At 48.7% G+C, this 17,826-nt stretch carries 16 protein-coding genes; 3 read left to right on the top strand and 13 right to left on the bottom strand.

Features of this window, described 5'->3' with window-relative positions; translation table 11 throughout:
• Window positions 1–13 precede the first annotated feature (13 nt).
• The 8 genes from proC to FJM67_RS11245 form a co-directional block, all read right to left on the bottom strand.
• Window positions 14–835, bottom strand: a complete 822-nt coding sequence (gene proC, locus FJM67_RS11280; protein ID WP_140589357.1) for a pyrroline-5-carboxylate reductase — start codon at window positions 833–835, stop codon at window positions 14–16.
• Between the two features lie 35 nt (window positions 836–870).
• A complete protein-coding gene (locus FJM67_RS11275) occupies window positions 871–1,560 on the bottom strand; it encodes a YggS family pyridoxal phosphate-dependent enzyme (protein ID WP_140589355.1) in 690 nt (229 codons plus the stop codon).
• 22 nt (window positions 1,561–1,582) lie between these two features.
• On the bottom strand, window positions 1,583–2,677 hold the full coding sequence (locus tag FJM67_RS11270) for a GGDEF domain-containing protein (protein WP_181161482.1): 1,095 nt from the start codon (window positions 2,675–2,677) through the stop codon (window positions 1,583–1,585).
• 105 nt (window positions 2,678–2,782) lie between these two features.
• The gene (locus FJM67_RS11265) at window positions 2,783–4,072 is read right to left on the bottom strand and encodes a dihydroorotase (protein ID WP_140589351.1); all 1,290 of its coding nucleotides are present in this window, start codon (window positions 4,070–4,072) and stop codon (window positions 2,783–2,785) included.
• Window positions 4,073–4,077: 5 nt separating this feature from the next.
• Entirely contained in the window at window positions 4,078–5,073 is a 996-nt protein-coding gene (locus FJM67_RS11260) for an aspartate carbamoyltransferase catalytic subunit (RefSeq protein WP_140589349.1), read from the bottom strand.
• A gap of 212 nt (window positions 5,074–5,285) precedes the next feature.
• Entirely contained in the window at window positions 5,286–5,783 is a 498-nt protein-coding gene (pyrR, locus tag FJM67_RS11255) for a bifunctional pyr operon transcriptional regulator/uracil phosphoribosyltransferase PyrR (RefSeq protein WP_140589347.1), read from the bottom strand.
• Window positions 5,784–5,825: 42 nt separating this feature from the next.
• Window positions 5,826–6,278: a Holliday junction resolvase RuvX gene (gene ruvX, locus FJM67_RS11250; protein WP_140589346.1), complete on the bottom strand. Its 453-nt coding sequence runs from the start codon at window positions 6,276–6,278 to the stop codon at window positions 5,826–5,828.
• The gene (locus FJM67_RS11245) at window positions 6,278–6,844 is read right to left on the bottom strand and encodes a YqgE/AlgH family protein (RefSeq protein ID WP_140589344.1); all 567 of its coding nucleotides are present in this window, start codon (window positions 6,842–6,844) and stop codon (window positions 6,278–6,280) included. Before FJM67_RS11245 ends, ruvX begins: the two co-directional genes overlap by 1 nt.
• 433 nt (window positions 6,845–7,277) lie before the next feature.
• Here FJM67_RS11245 and FJM67_RS11240 point away from each other — a divergent pair, with 433 nt between their 5' ends.
• The gene (locus FJM67_RS11240) at window positions 7,278–8,120 is read left to right on the top strand and encodes an isopenicillin N synthase family dioxygenase (protein ID WP_140589342.1); all 843 of its coding nucleotides are present in this window, start codon (window positions 7,278–7,280) and stop codon (window positions 8,118–8,120) included.
• On the opposite strand, the gene FJM67_RS11235 is transcribed toward FJM67_RS11240, so the two are convergent.
• The 3 genes from FJM67_RS11235 to FJM67_RS11225 all read right to left on the bottom strand — a co-directional run bounded on the left by FJM67_RS11235 (window position 8,117) and on the right by FJM67_RS11225 (window position 13,315).
• A complete protein-coding gene (locus FJM67_RS11235; protein ID WP_140589340.1) occupies window positions 8,117–9,034 on the bottom strand; it encodes a LysR family transcriptional regulator in 918 nt (305 codons plus the stop codon). The two genes, FJM67_RS11240 and FJM67_RS11235, sit on opposite strands and share 4 nt — an antisense overlap.
• A 173-nt stretch (window positions 9,035–9,207) precedes the next feature.
• Window positions 9,208–10,698 (bottom strand): CoA-acylating methylmalonate-semialdehyde dehydrogenase, encoded by a 1,491-nt coding sequence (locus FJM67_RS11230; RefSeq protein WP_140589339.1) that lies wholly within the window; start codon window positions 10,696–10,698, stop codon window positions 9,208–9,210.
• Window positions 10,699–10,834: 136 nt separating this feature from the next.
• Window positions 10,835–13,315, bottom strand: coding sequence for a glycogen/starch/alpha-glucan phosphorylase (locus tag FJM67_RS11225; protein ID WP_140589337.1), 2,481 nt, complete (start codon window positions 13,313–13,315; stop codon window positions 10,835–10,837).
• A gap of 421 nt (window positions 13,316–13,736) precedes the next feature.
• Here FJM67_RS11225 and FJM67_RS11220 point away from each other — a divergent pair, with 421 nt between their 5' ends.
• Window positions 13,737–15,236: an alanine/glycine:cation symporter family protein gene (locus FJM67_RS11220; RefSeq protein ID WP_140589335.1), complete on the top strand. Its 1,500-nt coding sequence runs from the start codon at window positions 13,737–13,739 to the stop codon at window positions 15,234–15,236.
• A gap of 83 nt (window positions 15,237–15,319) precedes the next feature.
• On the opposite strand, the gene FJM67_RS11215 is transcribed toward FJM67_RS11220, so the two are convergent.
• Window positions 15,320–16,111, bottom strand: a complete 792-nt coding sequence (locus tag FJM67_RS11215; protein ID WP_140589333.1) for a DODA-type extradiol aromatic ring-opening family dioxygenase — start codon at window positions 16,109–16,111, stop codon at window positions 15,320–15,322.
• 158 nt (window positions 16,112–16,269) lie between these two features.
• On the bottom strand, window positions 16,270–17,511 hold the full coding sequence (locus FJM67_RS11210; RefSeq protein WP_140589332.1) for a methyl-accepting chemotaxis protein: 1,242 nt from the start codon (window positions 17,509–17,511) through the stop codon (window positions 16,270–16,272).
• A gap of 54 nt (window positions 17,512–17,565) precedes the next feature.
• On the opposite strand from FJM67_RS11210, the gene FJM67_RS11205 reads away from it, so the two are divergent.
• Window positions 17,566–17,826, top strand: a 261-nt coding sequence (locus tag FJM67_RS11205; protein ID WP_181161441.1) for a recombinase family protein, incomplete at its 3' end; no start/stop codon positions are given.

The following is a 17,826-nucleotide window of genomic DNA, read 5'->3' as shown; positions in this document are numbered from 1 at the left end:
TCGTCCTTTGTGATTAGTTAGCGGCGAACTCTTGCGCCAGTTCTTGGGAGCGACGGGCACAAGCATCTACGGCGCTACGCACCATAGCGTCAATCCCCTTCTCTTCTAAGGCAATCAAGGCTTGCTCCGTCGTTCCTTTTGGCGAGGTAATATTAATACGCAGCTGCGCAATATCTTCCTCTAGCTCGGTAGCCATTTTAGCAGCGCCTAACATAGAGTAGGTGGCGAGTTTGCGACAGGATTCTGCGTCTAACCCTTGCGCCTTACCGGCTTCTATCATCGCTTCTATAAACCGAAAAAAGTAAGCTGGCGCACTGCCGGACAACGCCGTAACCGTATGCATCTGTTGTTCCTCAGAGACCCAAACATGGGCACCAAAAGAGTCAAATACGTTCGACACCCACTGTCGTTGTTCAGCAGTAGTGTTGTCATTGGCAATCAAGCCCGTCATGCCGCAGCCAACCAATGCGGGCGTATTAGGCATGCAACGCACCACAGAAACTGGCTTCTGCAACCATTTCTCCAATGAACCGACTTCAATACCTGCCGCTACGGAGATAAAGAGCTGATCTTCTCGCACGTTTTCGACAAAGTCTGCAATAACAGCACCCATTTGCTGTGGTTTTACACTTAAGAACACCACATCGGCATTGGCAACAGCAGAACTGTTGTCCGCATACATCCGCATACCGAACTTGTCTTCCAATGCTTTGTGGGTAGTGACATCCAAAGACGTACCACAAATCTTGCCCGCATCGTAACCACTAGCAATTAAACCGCCAATGATTGCAGAAGCCATGTTACCGACGCCAATAAAGGCAATGCGTAAACTCATTAGATATCCTGTTTATATTAAAGTGAATCGTATGATTAACCGTAGTTGCGGGCACCGAATATAGCTGTCCCCACCCGCACCATAGTACTACCAGAGGCAATTGCAGCTGACAAATCGTCAGACATACCAATTGATAACGTATCAATATGGTCATAACGCTGGGACAATTCAAGGAAGGCTTGCGTTAACGGACGATATACTTCGCGCTGGGACGCTTCATCCACTTGAGGAGCAGGTATGGCCATCAACCCCCGCAGAGTCAAACTAGGAAGACTATTTACGAGTTCTGCCATAGAGGCAATTTCATCCAGAGACACGCCGGACTTAGATGCTTCTCCACTCAAATTCACTTGAATTAGCACATTCAATGGGGCCATGTCTTGGGGGCGATTTTCACTTAAACGCAGCGCAATTTTTTCTCGATCCACACTGTGTATCCAGTCCATTGTTTGCGCCACCGCTTTAGCTTTGTTGGACTGTAGTGGCCCGATAAAATGCCACTCGATATCGGTTAAATGGGCCAGTGCTGCGTGTTTTTCCACCGCTTCCTGGACGTAGTTTTCGCCAAAACAGCGCTGACCCGCTTCATATGCAGCTTCTAAATCCGCTACCGGTTTCGTTTTGCTCACCGCCAATAGGCGCACCGCCCCTGAAGGACGCTGATTGGCATGCTCCAACTGCGCTATTTGGGCACGGATATCCGTTAAATTCTCGGCAATAGACATACAACAAACCGTTTATTTAATGTTACAAACTGTAAGCTTCATCCAAGCTTTGGACAAAATTACCATAGTATTCAAGGCGATAACCTACGGGTTCCGCCACCGCTTTGGCCGCATTATGAGCGGAGTGGTACAAAGAGGCGTTGTTAGATTGCTCAGGATAGAGTGCCAACCCCACTTTCACTTCACAGCCAGGACGTTGCGGTAGTCCTGCTTCATCAAGGGAGCGCATAAGCTTCTTGGCAACAACTTCCACGTCATCAAGTTGGCCAATACGCATTGCCATCAAGAATTCGTTGTCGCTGTAACGGGCAATAAGATCGTTATCTCTCAAGGTCTTCGCCAAAACCTGAGAAAACTGTTTTATATCGTCGTTCTGCTGTAATCCCGTGACCTGAACACTGACCATCGCGAGGCGTTGAAAATAGCGGCGGGCATCTTTTAACATCACCGCAAATAGGTCATCGAAAGCGTGACGCAGCAACAATCCTGTGACCTTATCCGACTTCTGACTTTCAATAAGCACACGGTCAGCTTCGTTGTGACAAAAATAGGCCTGAGTTAGCGTTTTCAGCCCCTTCAGCGCCTGCGCCACATGCCAGTTGAAGGACTGGCGCTCTACCGCAGAAAGGCTCTGAGAGAAGAGGGCAACCAAAAACCAACCACCTAACTCATCTTGAACACTGAGCATATCGCATTGAGCTAAACCTTGGTCATCCAGCAGACCATACCAAGCAATCCAATCACTATGAGTGGACAATTCTCGGTATTGGCAGGTATCCCGGGAAGGGCTCGCAGCAAAAGTAATCATGGCTTGGGGTACACGCTCTAGGGTCCCGACTTTATCGACCCCCACTCTCTCCCAGCCTTGCTGATTAAGGATGCGCCAATCGGTCAACTCACTGTCACAAGAGACTAAGCAACAGCGTACTTCGGGCATAACGGTGGCCACATGGGCCACCAGCCGATCGTAGAACGATTCCCGCGTCATACCACTAGCAATGGCCGTGAACATGGCATGCTCACTATCGCGCATGCGCAATAAAGCATCCAGCTGAGCGGTTAACTCCTGCTCACTAATAGCCTTTCCCGTGGCGACCTTGTTAGTAGAACTTGTCATGTTTATTTGCGTATCCAAATCATCTGTCACAGGCATAATCCCTTACATACTGATAAAACACAATGCAGAACGCCCAGCCTCGCGCGTAATTCTCGTTTAAAAATGTTACTGGTTTACTACCGGATTGGCGTACACCAACTGCCCCGAAATATACGTTGCCGACACTCGACCTTTTAGCTCTTCGCCCAAGAATGGCGAGTTAGAGCCTTTTGTGCGCACGTTGTCCTTGCTCCAGGTCCACGCCGCCGTACTATCGAATAATACAAAATCAGCGAAGCTTCCTACGGCTAATGAGCCGGCTTCAAGACCAAAGCAACTGGCTGGCCCAACGGTCAGGCAACGTAGCAAGGTATCCAAATCCAAATCCCCCTCGTCCATCAAACGCAGCGCGAGAGGTAATAGAATTTCCACATTCGCCATGCCCGGTTCGGTGGCGGCAAAGGGCGCAATTTTCGCCATTTTTTCATGGGGTTGGTGATCCGAACAAATGGCACTGATCACGCCCTGTTTAATACCTTCAATCAGTGTTAAGCGGTCATTTTCACTACGCAAAGGCGGCAGCACATGGTAATGGCCATCAAACTGATTTAACACCGCATCGGTCAACAACAAATTATGCAATGCCACATCACAGGTCACATCCAAACCAGACGCACGGGCATCGGCAATCATTTCTACCGACTTAGCACAAGATAAACGAGCAAAATGCGCTCGCACTCCGGTTTTCTCAATCAGTAATAAATCCCGCATCAAGGCGATGGTTTCCGCCGTCTCTGGAATACCTTGCAAACCATGCAGTGTGGCAGTGAGGCCCTCATGGGCACAGCCGCCAGCGGACAGGCTGGCCTCATCTGGATGGAATATCACCAGCAAATCGTGGGTAGCGGCGTATTCGAGAGCTCGGGACAATACTTTAGTATTTGCCATGGGCTGACGATGGTTAGACAACGCCACGCAACCGGCGTCGGTCAAAGACACCATGTTACTTAGTTGCTCACCAGCCAACCCTTGGGTCAAGGCACCGATCGGAAACACATTCGCCATACCCGCTTCATCTGCCTTATCTTGAATCAACCCCGCCACGGCAGGTGTATCAACAATAGGCTTAGTATTCGGTGGGCATACTAAGGTGGTGACGCCACCGGAAACCGCCGCACGCCCTTCCGACGCAATACTGCCCTTTTGCGAGAAACCAGGCTCACGTAGGGAGACCGCTAAATCCACTAGACCCGGCAAGACCCACTGGCCGCTAGCATCGACGACTTCGTCCGCCACAAAGTCTGCTGGCGCGGTACCAATAGCGATAATACGATGGTCTTCAATAAACAGATCGGTTACCGCATCTAAATTTTGGCTGGGGTCAATAACGCGGCCATTCGTGACTTGTAGTTTCATTGGACTTACTCCCCGCCTTCTTGCTGCTGTGCTTGCATTTGACCGCTCATTGCCATGGATAGCACTGCCATACGCACCGCAATCCCATTAGTTACTTGGTTAAGAATCACCGACTGCTCTCCATCCGCCACTTCTGACGCAATTTCTACGCCACGGTTAATTGGCCCTGGGTGCATAACGATCGCATCGGGTTTCGCCCAAGCAAGGCTTTCTTTGGTAAGACCATATAAACGGTAGAATTCACTTTCACTCGGCAACAGTGCTCCAGCCATACGTTCTTTTTGGAGCCGCAGCATAACAATGACATCCACATCATCTAAGCCTGCGCGAAGATCATGGCAAATCGTCGCTCCTAGCTCGGCAAAATATTCTGGCACTAGCGTTTTCGGACCAACGAAACGTACTTCTTCTACTCCAAGTGTCGTCAAGGCATGCAATTGTGAGCGAGCTACGCGAGAGTGAAGAATATCCCCTACCACCGCCACTTTTAGCCCCTCGAACTGACCTTTGTGGCGGCGAATTGTCAGCATATCTAACATGGCTTGGGTCGGGTGAGCGTGGCGTCCATCGCCAGCATTAATGATGGCCACATTTGGCGTGCAGTGTTCAGCGATGAAATGGGGGGCACCAGAGTCTGAGTGGCGCACGATAAACATATCACTTTGCATCGCTTCTAGGTTTTTTAGGGTATCGAGCAAGGATTCCCCTTTGGAAGTCGCTGAAGTTTCGATGTTGAGGTTGATAACGTCCGCGGAAAGGCGTTTGGCGGCAAGCTCAAAGGTGGTGCGTGTACGGGTAGAGTTTTCAAAAAACAGGTTTACTACCGTTTTCCCGCGTAAAAGCGGCACTTTTTTAACCGACTGTTCACCCATGGATAAGAACGATTCTGCTCGGTCAAGAATCTCTGTGAGTATATTTTTGCTTAAACCATCTAGTGTCAAAAAATGTTTAAGCTGACCTTGATCGTTGAGTTGTAACGCCCGCGGGTCGGATCGCATCATGGTTTGCTTACCTCAGTCACTGAAAAAGATAGGAAAATGCCCGGTGTGAATAGCTTCACAACCGGGCATTCGTGGTCTACAAAGGCAGCAGTACACCGAAAAAACTGAGCACAAACAACGGGCTAGGACGGCAAACTGACCTCGGTAAGCCACTGTATCCAAGCTGTTATTGTCGTACGACTGGCCGCAAAAATAAAGCGCGAAACGCTAATTTAGGCCGTTTCCATCAAAGAAACTGTCAATGGAGCAGGACCAGCCAACTTGATACGCTGATTTTGGTTCAAGCTGAGTTTCTCACCGACGATATCCGCTTGGATCGGCAACTCTCGTCCATCCAATTCATAGAGAATCGCAAGGGTAATGCTGGCAGGGCGCCCAAAGTCAAAAATTTCATTCATGGCAGCGCGTATGGTACGCCCTGACATCAGTACATCATCCACCAAAATAACGTGACGATCTTCTAATGCTGGTAAATGGGTATGACCGACTTGGGGATGCAACCCAGCATAGGTGAAGTCATCACGATAGAAGGTAATATCTAGCGTCGCCAAGGGTTCTTGTGTCGGCACTGAAGACAGCACCTCATTGGCCACCCAAACGCCACCTGAGTGTATGCCTACCACAATCGGGTCAACAATTTGTTTGTTGACACAGTAATCGCGCAACTGACTCTTCATGCTATTGAGTGCGCGGGATAAATCCAATGTCATGCCTACCTGCCCGTGAATCTGAGAATTAAACAAAAAGCCAGCTTAGCGCTGGGCGAACCAGCTTTCAATAATCATTTGTGCCGCTAACCCGTCAACCGAGTTTTCTTTGAAGTTGCGGTTCCCGCCTTGGGCGATGACTTGCCCTTTTGCTTCGTAGGAGGACAAACGTTCATCCATCATATGGTAAGGACGATTAAAACGTCCATGGAGGCGCTTGGCAAACTTACGCGCCCGTTGACACATCTCATTTTCGCTACCATCCATGTTTAACGGCAACCCCACCACAAACGCATCCGGCTGCCACTCGGCAACGATTTTCTCAATGACATCCCAATTTGGAATGCCATCATTGGCTTTTAAAGGGGACAGCGGACGGGCTTGACCAAGCAGCGCTTGACCCACTGCAACGCCAATGCGCGTGGTTCCAAAATCAAAGCCCAGCACGGTGCTGGGCTTTGCCTGAGACGAAGTAACCTGTGTTTCATTTTCTGTCATTAAGCATGACCTATATCCGGTGAGAGAAAGCTCATATCCAAGCCAAGAGTTTTGGTTGCAGCATTAAACTGCAAGTCACTAGGAGTATTAAACAATACGTCTAAATCCGCCTCCACCACTAGCCAGTCATTGTTGGCAATCTCCCCCTCAAGTTGACCTGCCTCCCAACCAGCACACCCAAGAGCAATGCGAAACGACTCAGGACCATTACCAGACGCAATATTTTCTAGCGTTTCTAGGGATGCAGACAAACTCACCTGATCGGTCACATGGAGCGTATTCCCCCAAGACTTATCGGAGCTATGCAAGATGAACCCTCGCTCGGCTTCCACTGGCCCACCAAGATAAATTGGCTCCGCTATCAGCTGTGGCGAGGACAGCGTCATGCCTAGATGTTCTGCCAGTTCACTAAAGTCGATCGGCGAGGGGCGATTCACCACAATCCCCATAGCACCGTCTTCGTTATGTTCACATAAGTACACCACAGTATGCTCGAAATTCGGATCATTCAAATGTGGCATCGAAATTAAAAAGTGATTCTTTAACGACTGAAATGCAAGATTCATAAAACGCCCTCTTATTTGTGTACGACGCAGAGCTTCGCGTCCAAGTGAATGCCTTGCTATGTGGGGCAAGATTACCTTGATTCAACAGCCAGATGTCACATTGCTGTTATATGCAGTATAGGCAAAGATGGCGTTTTGCCAGTAAAAATGCGTAATTTTGTACTGACTTCAACTTTACTTGACCATTTGGGCAGCTATAATTTTGTTCCATTAGTCACTTATTTGATTGGATATTGATGCACTTCATAGCCCCTCTCCTACGCGCCAGATTACTCTCTGACCTAAGTATCGGTCAGTGGCGCGCTCATGTTGGAGAAACCGTGGATGAACGGTATTTTTTTCACAGCGGTTGGTCGTCCTAGCCTAGGGGCATTTGCTTATTAGAAGCTACTCATCGACCCTCTATCCGTAATACCAATTTGAGACTAAGCCCATGACAACATTGACTGCGGTTGATTATTTAAGCCCAAATGCGGCACAAGAATTTACCACTTCCCTACGGGAAACCGGTTTCGGTGTACTAAAAAATCATCCGATACAACAGGCACTAGTGAATTCGATTTATCAAAACTGGCAAGCTTTTTATAACTCGGAAGAGAAGCATAACTACCACTACAATGTGGGCACCCAGGATGGCTACTTCCCGCCAGAAGTTTCCGAAGTCGCAAAGGGCCACACTAAAAAAGACATCAAGGAATACTTCCATTATTACCCTTGGGGACAATGTCCAGCTCAGTTAAAAGCAGAGCTTGCCCGCTATTACCAAGAGGCGAATCAACTAGCCGCGCAACTATTGGGTTGGATCGAAGCTCATACGCCGGCAGACGTGGCACAGCACTACTCCGAGCCGCTGTCGCAAATGATCGCCAACAGTGACCAAACGCTACTGCGCGTGCTTCACTACCCACCGCTAAAAGGCGACGAAGAATTGGGAGCGATTCGCGCCGGTGCCCACGAAGACATTAACTTGATCACTATCTTGCCAGCGGCCAACGAACCAGGCTTGCAGGTGAAATTAAAAGACGGTTCTTGGATGGATGTACCCTGCGATTTCGGCAATCTGATTGTCAATATCGGTGACATGTTGCAAGAAGCGTCCGGCGGCTACTTCCCGTCCACGTCTCACCGAGTGATTAACCCAGAGGGAGCCGACAAGACCAAGTCTCGGATTTCTTTACCGCTATTCCTGCACCCACGCCCTGAAGTGGTATTGTCGGAACGCTACACCGCGAAAAGCTACCTCCATGAACGCTTGGTGGAGCTCGGCGTTATTTAAGCTTCCCGTAGCTGGTCTAATTCATTCAAGAAAGTCTCCAACACCAAGTTGGGGACGCCAGTGACCCGGGTGATAGCAGAGAATTGAGTGTGGTAACTTAGCTGCTCTGGCAGCAAAGGCCACATTTCTTCGCTACGCACCCAGCGCTCGGCGTAGTGGTCTGGCAAGTAGCCAATGTACTTTCCAGTTAAAATCAAAAACGCCACGCCCTCCCGGTCCGTGGCCGTTGCGGTGCCATGCAGTTGTTGCTGGCGCAGCTTAATCTCAGGGGCTTGGGCATAAGCAGGCACCACCGCATCGATATCGGACAAAACCTGCGCCCAGTCCTTTCCTAGCTCAATACCAAACAAGGGATGCTGGCGACTGCAGTAAAGCATCGAACGCTCATCATAAAGCTGCCGATAATGGAGTCCATCGATGACCTTCAGGTCTGGCACTATCCCCACATGCAGCTTACCGTCTAACACTCCCCGTTCTACTTCATTGGGAGGGATCATGCGAATATTGATCCGCACATCTGAGCCCTTTTCTTTCAGGCGCGCCAAGGCTTTTGTGACCAACATATGTGGCATAGAGACCAAATTATCAGTAATACCAATGGTCAGCTCGCCTTTTAAATTGGCATGTAACGCATTGACTTGAGTACGAAAATTTTCGATGGAAGATAACAGCTGCAAGGCGTAGTCATAAACTTGCTGCCCTTCACTAGTAAGCGAAAAACCGGCGCGGCCACGCTGCGCTAGCTTAAACCCAAGTCGAGTCTCTAAGTCTGACATGGCAATGCTAATTGCCGCTCGGGAAATATTTAGCTCTACCTCAGAGGCAGCAAAACCACCGCATTCCACTACGGTTTTGAAGATACGTAACGTACGGATATCCGTATCGCTGACTTGACCGATATGCTTAACCGCCATGAATCCAACCTATTAATCGCAATCGGAACAACATAGCCGAGGATAACGGTGAATACAACGATGCTGGAGCAATCCACACACCCAACACCAGCAAGCGGGAGAAGTAGGATTGAGATAAAAGACTCGACCTACCAAACGATAGGTCGACTCTTTTTATGTTCTAAATGGAGAACTTAAGACGGGAAAGAGAAGCTCTTACCTTCACGTACACCAGCCGATGGCCAACGTTGGGTGATGGTTTTACGTTTCGTGTAGAAACGCACTGCATCAGGACCGTAAGCATGTAGGTCACCAAAGAGTGAGCGCTTCCAGCCACCGAAGCTGTGGTAAGACACAGGCACTGGCAGCGGTACGTTGATGCCAACCATGCCGACTTCAATGTTGTCAGAGAAGTAACGGGCAGCTTCACCATCGCGGGTAAAGATACAGGTACCGTTGCCGTATTCGTGGTCATTGATCAGCTGCATGGCTTGTTCCATAGTATCAACGCGAACCACTTGCAGTACCGGACCAAAGATTTCCTGTTGGTAGGAATCCATTTCTTTGGTCACACCATCGATGAGGGTCGCACCGACGAAGTAACCATTTTCATAACCCGCCACAACCGGATTACGACCATCAACAACCACCTTGGCGCCTTGTGCTTCAGCGCTATCAATAAAGCCTACCACTTTGTCGCGGTGTTCTTTGGTAATCAGCGGGCCGAAGTCATTGGACTTATCAGAACACTCACCCACTTTTAGCGGCTTCATAGCTTCAGCCATTTTAGCAACCAACGCATCGCCGGCTTCTTTACCCACAGCAACAGCCACAGATAGCGCCATACAACGTTCGCCAGAAGAACCAAACGCCGCGCCTAATAGCTGGCTCACAACGTTATCCATATCCGCATCCGGCATCACGATCGCATGGTTTTTCGCGCCACCCAAAGCTTGGCAGCGCTTACCATTAGCACTGGCGGTGCTGTAGATGTATTCCGCAATAGGTGTAGAACCCACGAAGCTGACGGCTTTTACACGCTGATCAGTTAATAGGGTATCAACGGCCTCTTTGTCACCGTTTACGACGTTCATCACGCCATCTGGTAATCCTGCTTCTTTTAGCAGCTCAGCTATGTATAGTGCGGTGCTCGGATCACGCTCGGATGGTTTTAACACGAAGGTATTGCCGCACACGATGGCCATTGGGAACATCCACAAGGGCACCATGGCTGGGAAGTTGAAAGGGGTAATACCGGCAACCACACCGAGTGGCTGAAATTCGCTCCAAGAGTCGATGTTTGGGCCCACGTTTTTGCTGTATTCGCCTTTCAATAACTCTGGCGCACCGCAGGCATATTCCACGTTTTCGATACCACGCTGTAGTTCACCTGCGGCATCGTGACAAATCTTGCCGTGCTCGGCGCCGATCATGGCACAAATTTTATCGGCATTTTGTTCAAGCAGAGCTTTGTAATTAAACATGATACGAGCACGCTTCATCGGCGGTGTATTGCGCCATGCAGGGTAAGCGGCTTGGGCAGCAGCAATGGCTTCTTCAACCGTCGCTTTACTGGCAATAGCAACTTGCTTTGCTACTTGGCCGGTTGCTGGGTTATATACATCTTGCAGGCGGGCAGCGTCGGTGGACAATTGACCGTTAATAAGGTGACCGATGACAGACATAGTGGCTCCTAATGTTGAAAACTAGCAAATCATTAGGAGCCACTATGAAGGCTTTAAAAGATAACTAAAACCTTATTTTGCTTATACTTAGTTAAGCATTTACTTACACAAATACCATCTAAACCACTTACCCTATTCACTCCTGAATTGGGCAAGCTGGTAATGACCAAATCTCATCGGCATACTCTTGGATAGTACGATCAGAAGAGAATTTTGCCATCCGTGCAGTATTCAATATGGCCATCTGTGCCCAACGTGATGGATTGCGATATACCGCATCCACCTGACGCTGACAATCTACGTAAGCGCGGTAATCCGCCATCACCTTAAAGTGATCCCCCCCGGCTAGCAGGCTGTGACGAATCGGTTCAAACGCGTGGGGGTCCTCTGGACAGAAGTAGCCCGAACACAACCAATCCAATACGTTTTTTAGCTCCGCATCATTGTCGTAGTAGTGGTACGGGTTATACCCCTCACGATCGAGGCGTTGCACTTCTTCTACCGTCAAACCAAAGATAAAAATGTTGTCGTCGCCCACTTCTTCTTTGATCTCCACATTGGCGCCATCCAAAGTGCCAATGGTCAAAGCACCATTGAGAGACAGCTTCATATTACCGGTGCCTGAGGCTTCTTTACCGGCAGTAGAAATTTGCTCCGATAAGTCCGCAGCAGGAATGATCTTGCTGGCAAGAGATACGCGGTAATTGGGCAGAAACACCACCTTTAGCTTACCGTCAATGCGCGCATCGTTATTGATAACATTCGCTACCGAATTAATGGCATGGATGATGGTTTTCGCTAGGGCGTAACCCGGCGCGGCTTTCGCACCAAAAATAAATACCCGTGGCACAATATCCGCTTGCGGATCATTTAACAGACGGTGGTACAGAGTCAAAATATGCAATAAGGTCAGATGTTGACGCTTATATTCATGCAAACGCTTAATCTGAACATCAAACAAGGCATCTGGGCTAACTTCGACACCACATTCTTGCTTGATTACTTCTGCTAACACGGCCTTATTTGCGCGCTTTACGGCCATAAACTGCTGCTGGAAAGAGGCTTCTTCCGCTTTGGCTTCCAGTGCCCGCAAGCGCTCCAAATTCTTCGGCCAGTCTGATTCAATACCGACGCTATCAATTAACTTACTTAACTCTGGGTTACAGCTGTATAGCCAGCGGCGTGGTGTAATGCCATTGGTTTTGTTGGTTAGCTTGCCAGGGTAAAGGGCATCAAATTCTGGGAATAAATCGGACTTCAGCAATCGCGAATGCAGCTCCGCCACACCGTTTACGGTATGACTACCAACCACTGCCAAATGGGCCATACGCACCATTTTATCGCCACCCTCTTCAATCAATGACAGCACCACTTTGATGTCATCTCGACCGGGCCATTTGGCTTCAACTTCATCCAGGAATCGGCGGTTGATTTCAAAAATGATCTGCAAATGACGCGGTAGCACTTTGGCAAATAGAGCCACACTCCACTTCTCAAGGGCTTCTGGCAGCAAGGTATGATTGGTATAGGCAAACACTCGGGTCACAATTGACCAAGCGTCATCCCACCCCATGTGTTTTTCGTCCACCAAAATTCGCATCAACTCAACCACGGCGATGGCAGGGTGGGTATCATTCAATTGAATAGCGGCCAACTTAGGTAAATCATGCCAGTCGCTATTGTTGCGCTCGAAACGACGTAAAATATCCGCTAACGAGCAAGCCACAAAGAAGTACTGTTGCACTAAGCGCAGTTCTTTCCCGTTTTCGGTTTTATCGTTCGGATACAGCACTTTCGAGATAGTTTCGCCGATGGCTTTTTCTCGTACGGCTTCCACATAGTCGCCTCGGTTAAACTCATCCAAGTCAAAATCTTCCGTCGAGCGGGAAGACCACAAACGTAGGAAGTTCACCGTTTTCGTGGCGTAACCTGCGATTGGAATATCAAATGGCACACCAAGCACACTTTTCGTGTCTACCCAGCGCGGGCGATAGTTACCACAATCATCGTAGCCAGCTTCAACATGACCATAGAACTGCACCGTTTGGGTATATTCTGGGCGAACGACTTCCCAAGGCGTACCAAACGTGGTCCAAGTATCTGGGTGTTCTACCTGCTTGCCATTCTCGAAGTCTTGTTTAAAGAGCCCGAACTCATAGTAAATACCATAGCCAACAGCGGGCAGATCTAAGGTAGCTAAGGAATCCAAAAAGCAAGCAGCAAGACGCCCAAGACCACCATTCCCGAGCCCCATATCCACTTCTTGTTCACATAACTCATCCCAATTCAGCCCGAGTGCTTGCGTCGCTTCACATACGGCAGCTTCCAAACCCAAGTTATGCACGTTGTTGCGCAGCATCCTGCCCATCAGATACTCCATCGACAAGTAATAAAGCCGGCGTACGTTGTTCTCGTTGTGGGCATCCTGGGTGGCGACCAAACTATCCATAATGCGGTCACGAATCGCTAAGGAAGTACTGAGCCACCAGTCGCGTAGGGTGGCCTGCTTAGGTGCATGGGCTAAGGTGTAACGCAAATGCTGTTGAATACTTTGCTGTAGATCTTGGCTGGAAGCCAAGCTACTCAGGTTGATAGTGGAGCCTTTAGTAGTCGACATGTTGTTGTCCTTGAAGGTGAAGCACTGACTGAATCCGGATATAGATTCAGTATTTGATGGTCAGACTAGCAAAGATTTATTGCAAGTAGTTTGCCAAAGGGAGCCAAAACCACCAACACAGTGAAATAAACTAAATATAGAGCCAAACACCATCATAAAACACCTAAAACAAACCAAAAGCCAGAATGATAATTTGACAAAATAGCAACAAGTAGCACCAGTTAGCAACCAGTAGATAAATGTTATTCCCTGTCTGCCTGTGCTAAATTCCCCGCCGTCTTGATACAAGACCGAACAAACAACCAACATAACATTGCGCGAAGGATGAAGTTGGTTACAAAAAATGCTAATTCGCCACTCTGGGTGATCGAACAAGAACTATAAAAAAGCTCTTCCGAGCTACCATCATTGGAGACAAACCATGCAAGCATTCATTGATTTCCTTAACGGAATCATTTGGAGCCCCGCTCTGATCTACCTCTGCCTAGGTGCAGGCCTGTTCTACTCTATTCTTACCCGCTTTGCTCAAGTCCGTCATTTCAAAGAAATGTGGAATTTATTGTTCTCAGGCAACACCTCTGACAAAGGTATTTCCTCTTTTCAAGCGTTAGCGGTTTCTCTATCTGGTCGTGTTGGTACTGGCAATATCGCCGGTGTTGCTGCGGCAATCGGTTTCGGTGGCCCTGGTGCCGTATTCTGGATGTGGGTTGTGGCCTTCCTTGGCGCAAGTACCGCTTATGCAGAGTCTACGCTTGGTCAAATTTACAAAGTGAGCGAAGACGGCCAATACCGTGGTGGTCCAGCTTATTACTTCGAACGTTGCCTAGGCTGGCGCTGGTTGGGCGTATTGTTCGCCATCGCGTCGATCATTGCTTGTGGCGTGTTCCTACCTGGCATTCAGGCTAACTCCGTTGGTAACGCTGTGGCTCAGGTATTTGGTGAAGGCACCATGATCTCCACTTCCTTCGGTGAAGTAGGTAGCACTAAGTTGGTGGCATTAGCCTTCATCCTAGCGATTCTTGCGTTCATCATCTTCGGTGGTATCAAGCGTATCGCGAACTTCACTCAGATCATCGTTCCGTTCATGGCGATGGGTTACATCATCATGGCCTTGATCGTCGTGTTCTTGAACCTAGACATGGTACCAGATGTATTCGCGTTGATTATTTCTGATGCCTTTACTGCTCAAGCAGGTTTCGGTGCAGCGATCGGTTGGGGTGTAAAACGTGGGGTTTACTCTAACGAAGCCGGTCAAGGTACTGGTCCTCACGCTGCTGCTGCGGCAGAAGTTGAGCACCCAGCGCAACAAGGTCTGGTGCAAGCCTTCTCTGTTTACGTTGACACTCTATTCGTTTGTACTGCAACGGCGTTGATGATCTTGATCACGCAACAATACAACGTACAAGGCACATTGCCAGACGGTCAGTTCATCGTACAAAACATTGCTGCAGATGTTCAGATTGCTTCTCCAGCCTTTACGCAAATGGCGCTTGCAAGCATCTTCGGTGGTTTCGGTCCAGTATTCGTTGGTATCGCGATTTTCTTCTTCGCGTTCACCACTATCCTAGCCTACTACTACATTGCAGAAACAAACGTCGCTTACCTACGCCGTTCACTAAAGCTAAACGTGCCACTCACTTTGGTTAAACTAGTGATCATGTTCATGGTGGCGTACGGTACAGTGAATACCGCTGGTTACATCTGGAACCTAGGTGATGTGGGTGTAGGTATCATGGCTTGGTTGAACATCGTCGGTATCCTAGTGATCTTCTTCATGGCGAAACCGACTATGAAAGCGCTACGTGACTACGAAGAGCAAAAAGCCGCTGGCGTAACCGAATACACGTTCGATCCTAAGAAATTGGGCATCAATGGTGCTGAGTTCTGGGAAAAACGCCTAGCAGAAAAGAACAAAAAATAAGTTCTTTTCGCTGTCCTCTCCATAAAAAATCCGGCAGTGACGCGTCACTGCCGGATTTTTTGTATCTGGAGTCTTAACTCACTCTAGCCCCATAGATAATGACGTGCTGGCACGCCCATCACCTGGGAAAGATAGGTTTTCGCTCCCCCTTGGGCCGCACCATGGCACACAACCAATGGCAACAGGTGCTCTTCCCGTGGATGACAGTAACGCCCACCCTCTACCTGACTCCAGCCCTGCCAAGCTGTCGCTTTTTCCTGTGGAGAAAGGTCAGTATTTTCCACAAGCTGATCCATCCAGGTTTGGAATTGATTCACTTGGGCTAACATACCGTCTGTCTTCGGAGTAAAGAAAGCACGCATATTATGAAAGTTAAAGCCGGAGCCCAGTAGCAAAGCATCTTCAGGCAGGCTTTTGGTCAATGCTTCCCCCAATTGCCAATGCAAGGCTGGATCAAGATTACGCTCCAACGATACCTGCACCACGGGAATATTCGCTTCTGGATACAGCAACATCAAAGGAATAAACATACCGTGGTCAAACCCGCGTTTCCCATTTAGGGTGACGGGCAAACCCTGTTTCGCAAGCTGTTGCACCAAACCTTCCGCCAATTCGGGCTGCCCCGGTGCAGGATACTGTAGCTGATAAGACGCAGCCGGAAAGCCGTAGTAGTCGTATATAAGCTCAGGGTTCGCTGCGCCTGTCACCTCAATGCCACGGGTTTCCCAATGGGCACTGACTACGACAATCACCGAAGGTGCCTTAGGTAGATCTTTCGCTAGATCAGCAAAACTTACCACTAGATCCGCATGCCCTGGGTCGCCAAGAACCGGCATAGGGCCACCGCCATGGGAAACAAATGCTACTGTCGCCATAATTTTTTCCTCAAACATTAGTTATTGGCGATTATGTTAAACATAATACTTCAAGCAACAAATACCCCAAATGCAAATAGTTTATTTCATAATAGGCAACAAAATTTTGGGCAAAAAAACAGCGCACTGGGCGCTGCTTTCAAAACATATCGGGGCACTTAAAATTTGAAGCTATTCAAACGCGCCTTCAAACGACCAATGTTACTTTCTACCTGAGTCACAGATGATAGGGTCTCATCCGCATCATGGGTTACGGTTTCAGAAGTATGGCGCATGGACTCTACGCTATCGGCCAACTGCTGCACCACATAACTCTGCTCTTCTGTGGCGGTGGCAATCTGCAACGAGAACTCAGCAACACTTTGCACCCGTTGAGTGATATGAGACATGGCTTCCACGGTACTTTCTGCTGCACTTGAGGTAGCGTTAGCAACTTTCTGCCCCTCATTGGCCGAGTTCACCGCCCGAGTTACCTCAGCACTCAATTGATTGAGGGAGTCTTGGATGGTCTGGGTCGATTCTTGGGTTTTCTGTGCCAATGCGCGAACTTCATCGGCCACTACCGCAAAACCACGACCAGTTTCACCGGCGCGGGCCGCCTCAATGGCAGCGTTCAATGCCAGCAAGTTGGTTTGTTCAGCGATACCACCGATGACTTCAAGTACTGAGTTAATATCGGCACTGCGCTTTTCTAGATTTGCAACCACATCAGAAATGCTGGCCATAGAGCCCGCTAAATCATTGATTAAAGCAATGGTTTGATTAATCTGCTGACCCGAAGTGTGCACGTCTTTTTTAGCATTATCGGTCGCTTCAGAAGACAGCTGTAACTGGCGCGCCACTTCCGCGATTGCGTCATTTAATTCTGATACAGAAGTAGAGAACTGCTGTACTGCCGCCGCTTGGGTTGTAATACGATCCGTTGTCTTACCTGCAAGTTGAGTAATTTGATGGCCACTGCGAGCAATATCCTCTACCGATTGATCGATTTCAGACAATAGCCCCGTTAGATACTCAACAAATTGATTCGTCGCTTTCGCTAATTGAGCCAACTCGTTATCCCCTTCCACCGGAAGGCGAACCGTCAGATCTCCACCAGACTGGCCAAGCGCTTGCATTCTACCTGTTAGCGCATTAATACGTGACGAGATTAGACGTGGCACGGTCGTGACAAGTACCAGAATAATAATCAGGGTAATGGTCGAAATCACAACAGTAGAATTTAGCTGTTCTTCTTCAATCGCTTCGGCGATAGCACCAGCCTCTTCTTGAGCTGCCACGAGACGCTCACCAAGATCGTTGTAAAAGTCCCGCAGCTTATCAAATTCTGCATTAGCACCAGCGACCGTCTGATAGGCTTGTTGAAGTTGGTTCTGCTGTGCCTGCTTGAGGGTTTGCAACTGTTGCTGATTTTATATTACTGTATATATATACATAGTAATATATTGGTGTAAATGAAGCTTTCAGATTGGGCAAGAAAACAAGGAATAAGCTATCGTACCGCATGGAACCAGTTTCGTAGCGGCAAGCTTCCTGTGCCTGCAAGGCAGCTGCCTACTGGCACGATCATTGTTGATGAGGTTGTTAGAGAGTCTAAAGCTGTTATTTATAGTCGCGTCTCCAGCTCCGATCAGAAAAAGGATTTAGATGGTCAAATCGCCCGCTGCCTGAGCTTCGCAAATGCTCAAGGAATTGCTGTATCCGCTACTGTCTCT

Origin of the sequence: Maribrevibacterium harenarium (assembly GCF_006385675.1) — a bacterium.
GTDB lineage: Bacteria > Pseudomonadota > Gammaproteobacteria > Pseudomonadales > Marinomonadaceae > Marinomonas > Marinomonas harenarium.
Note: the sequence above shows the minus strand (reverse complement) of the source record. Positions and strands in the feature narration are given on the sequence as shown.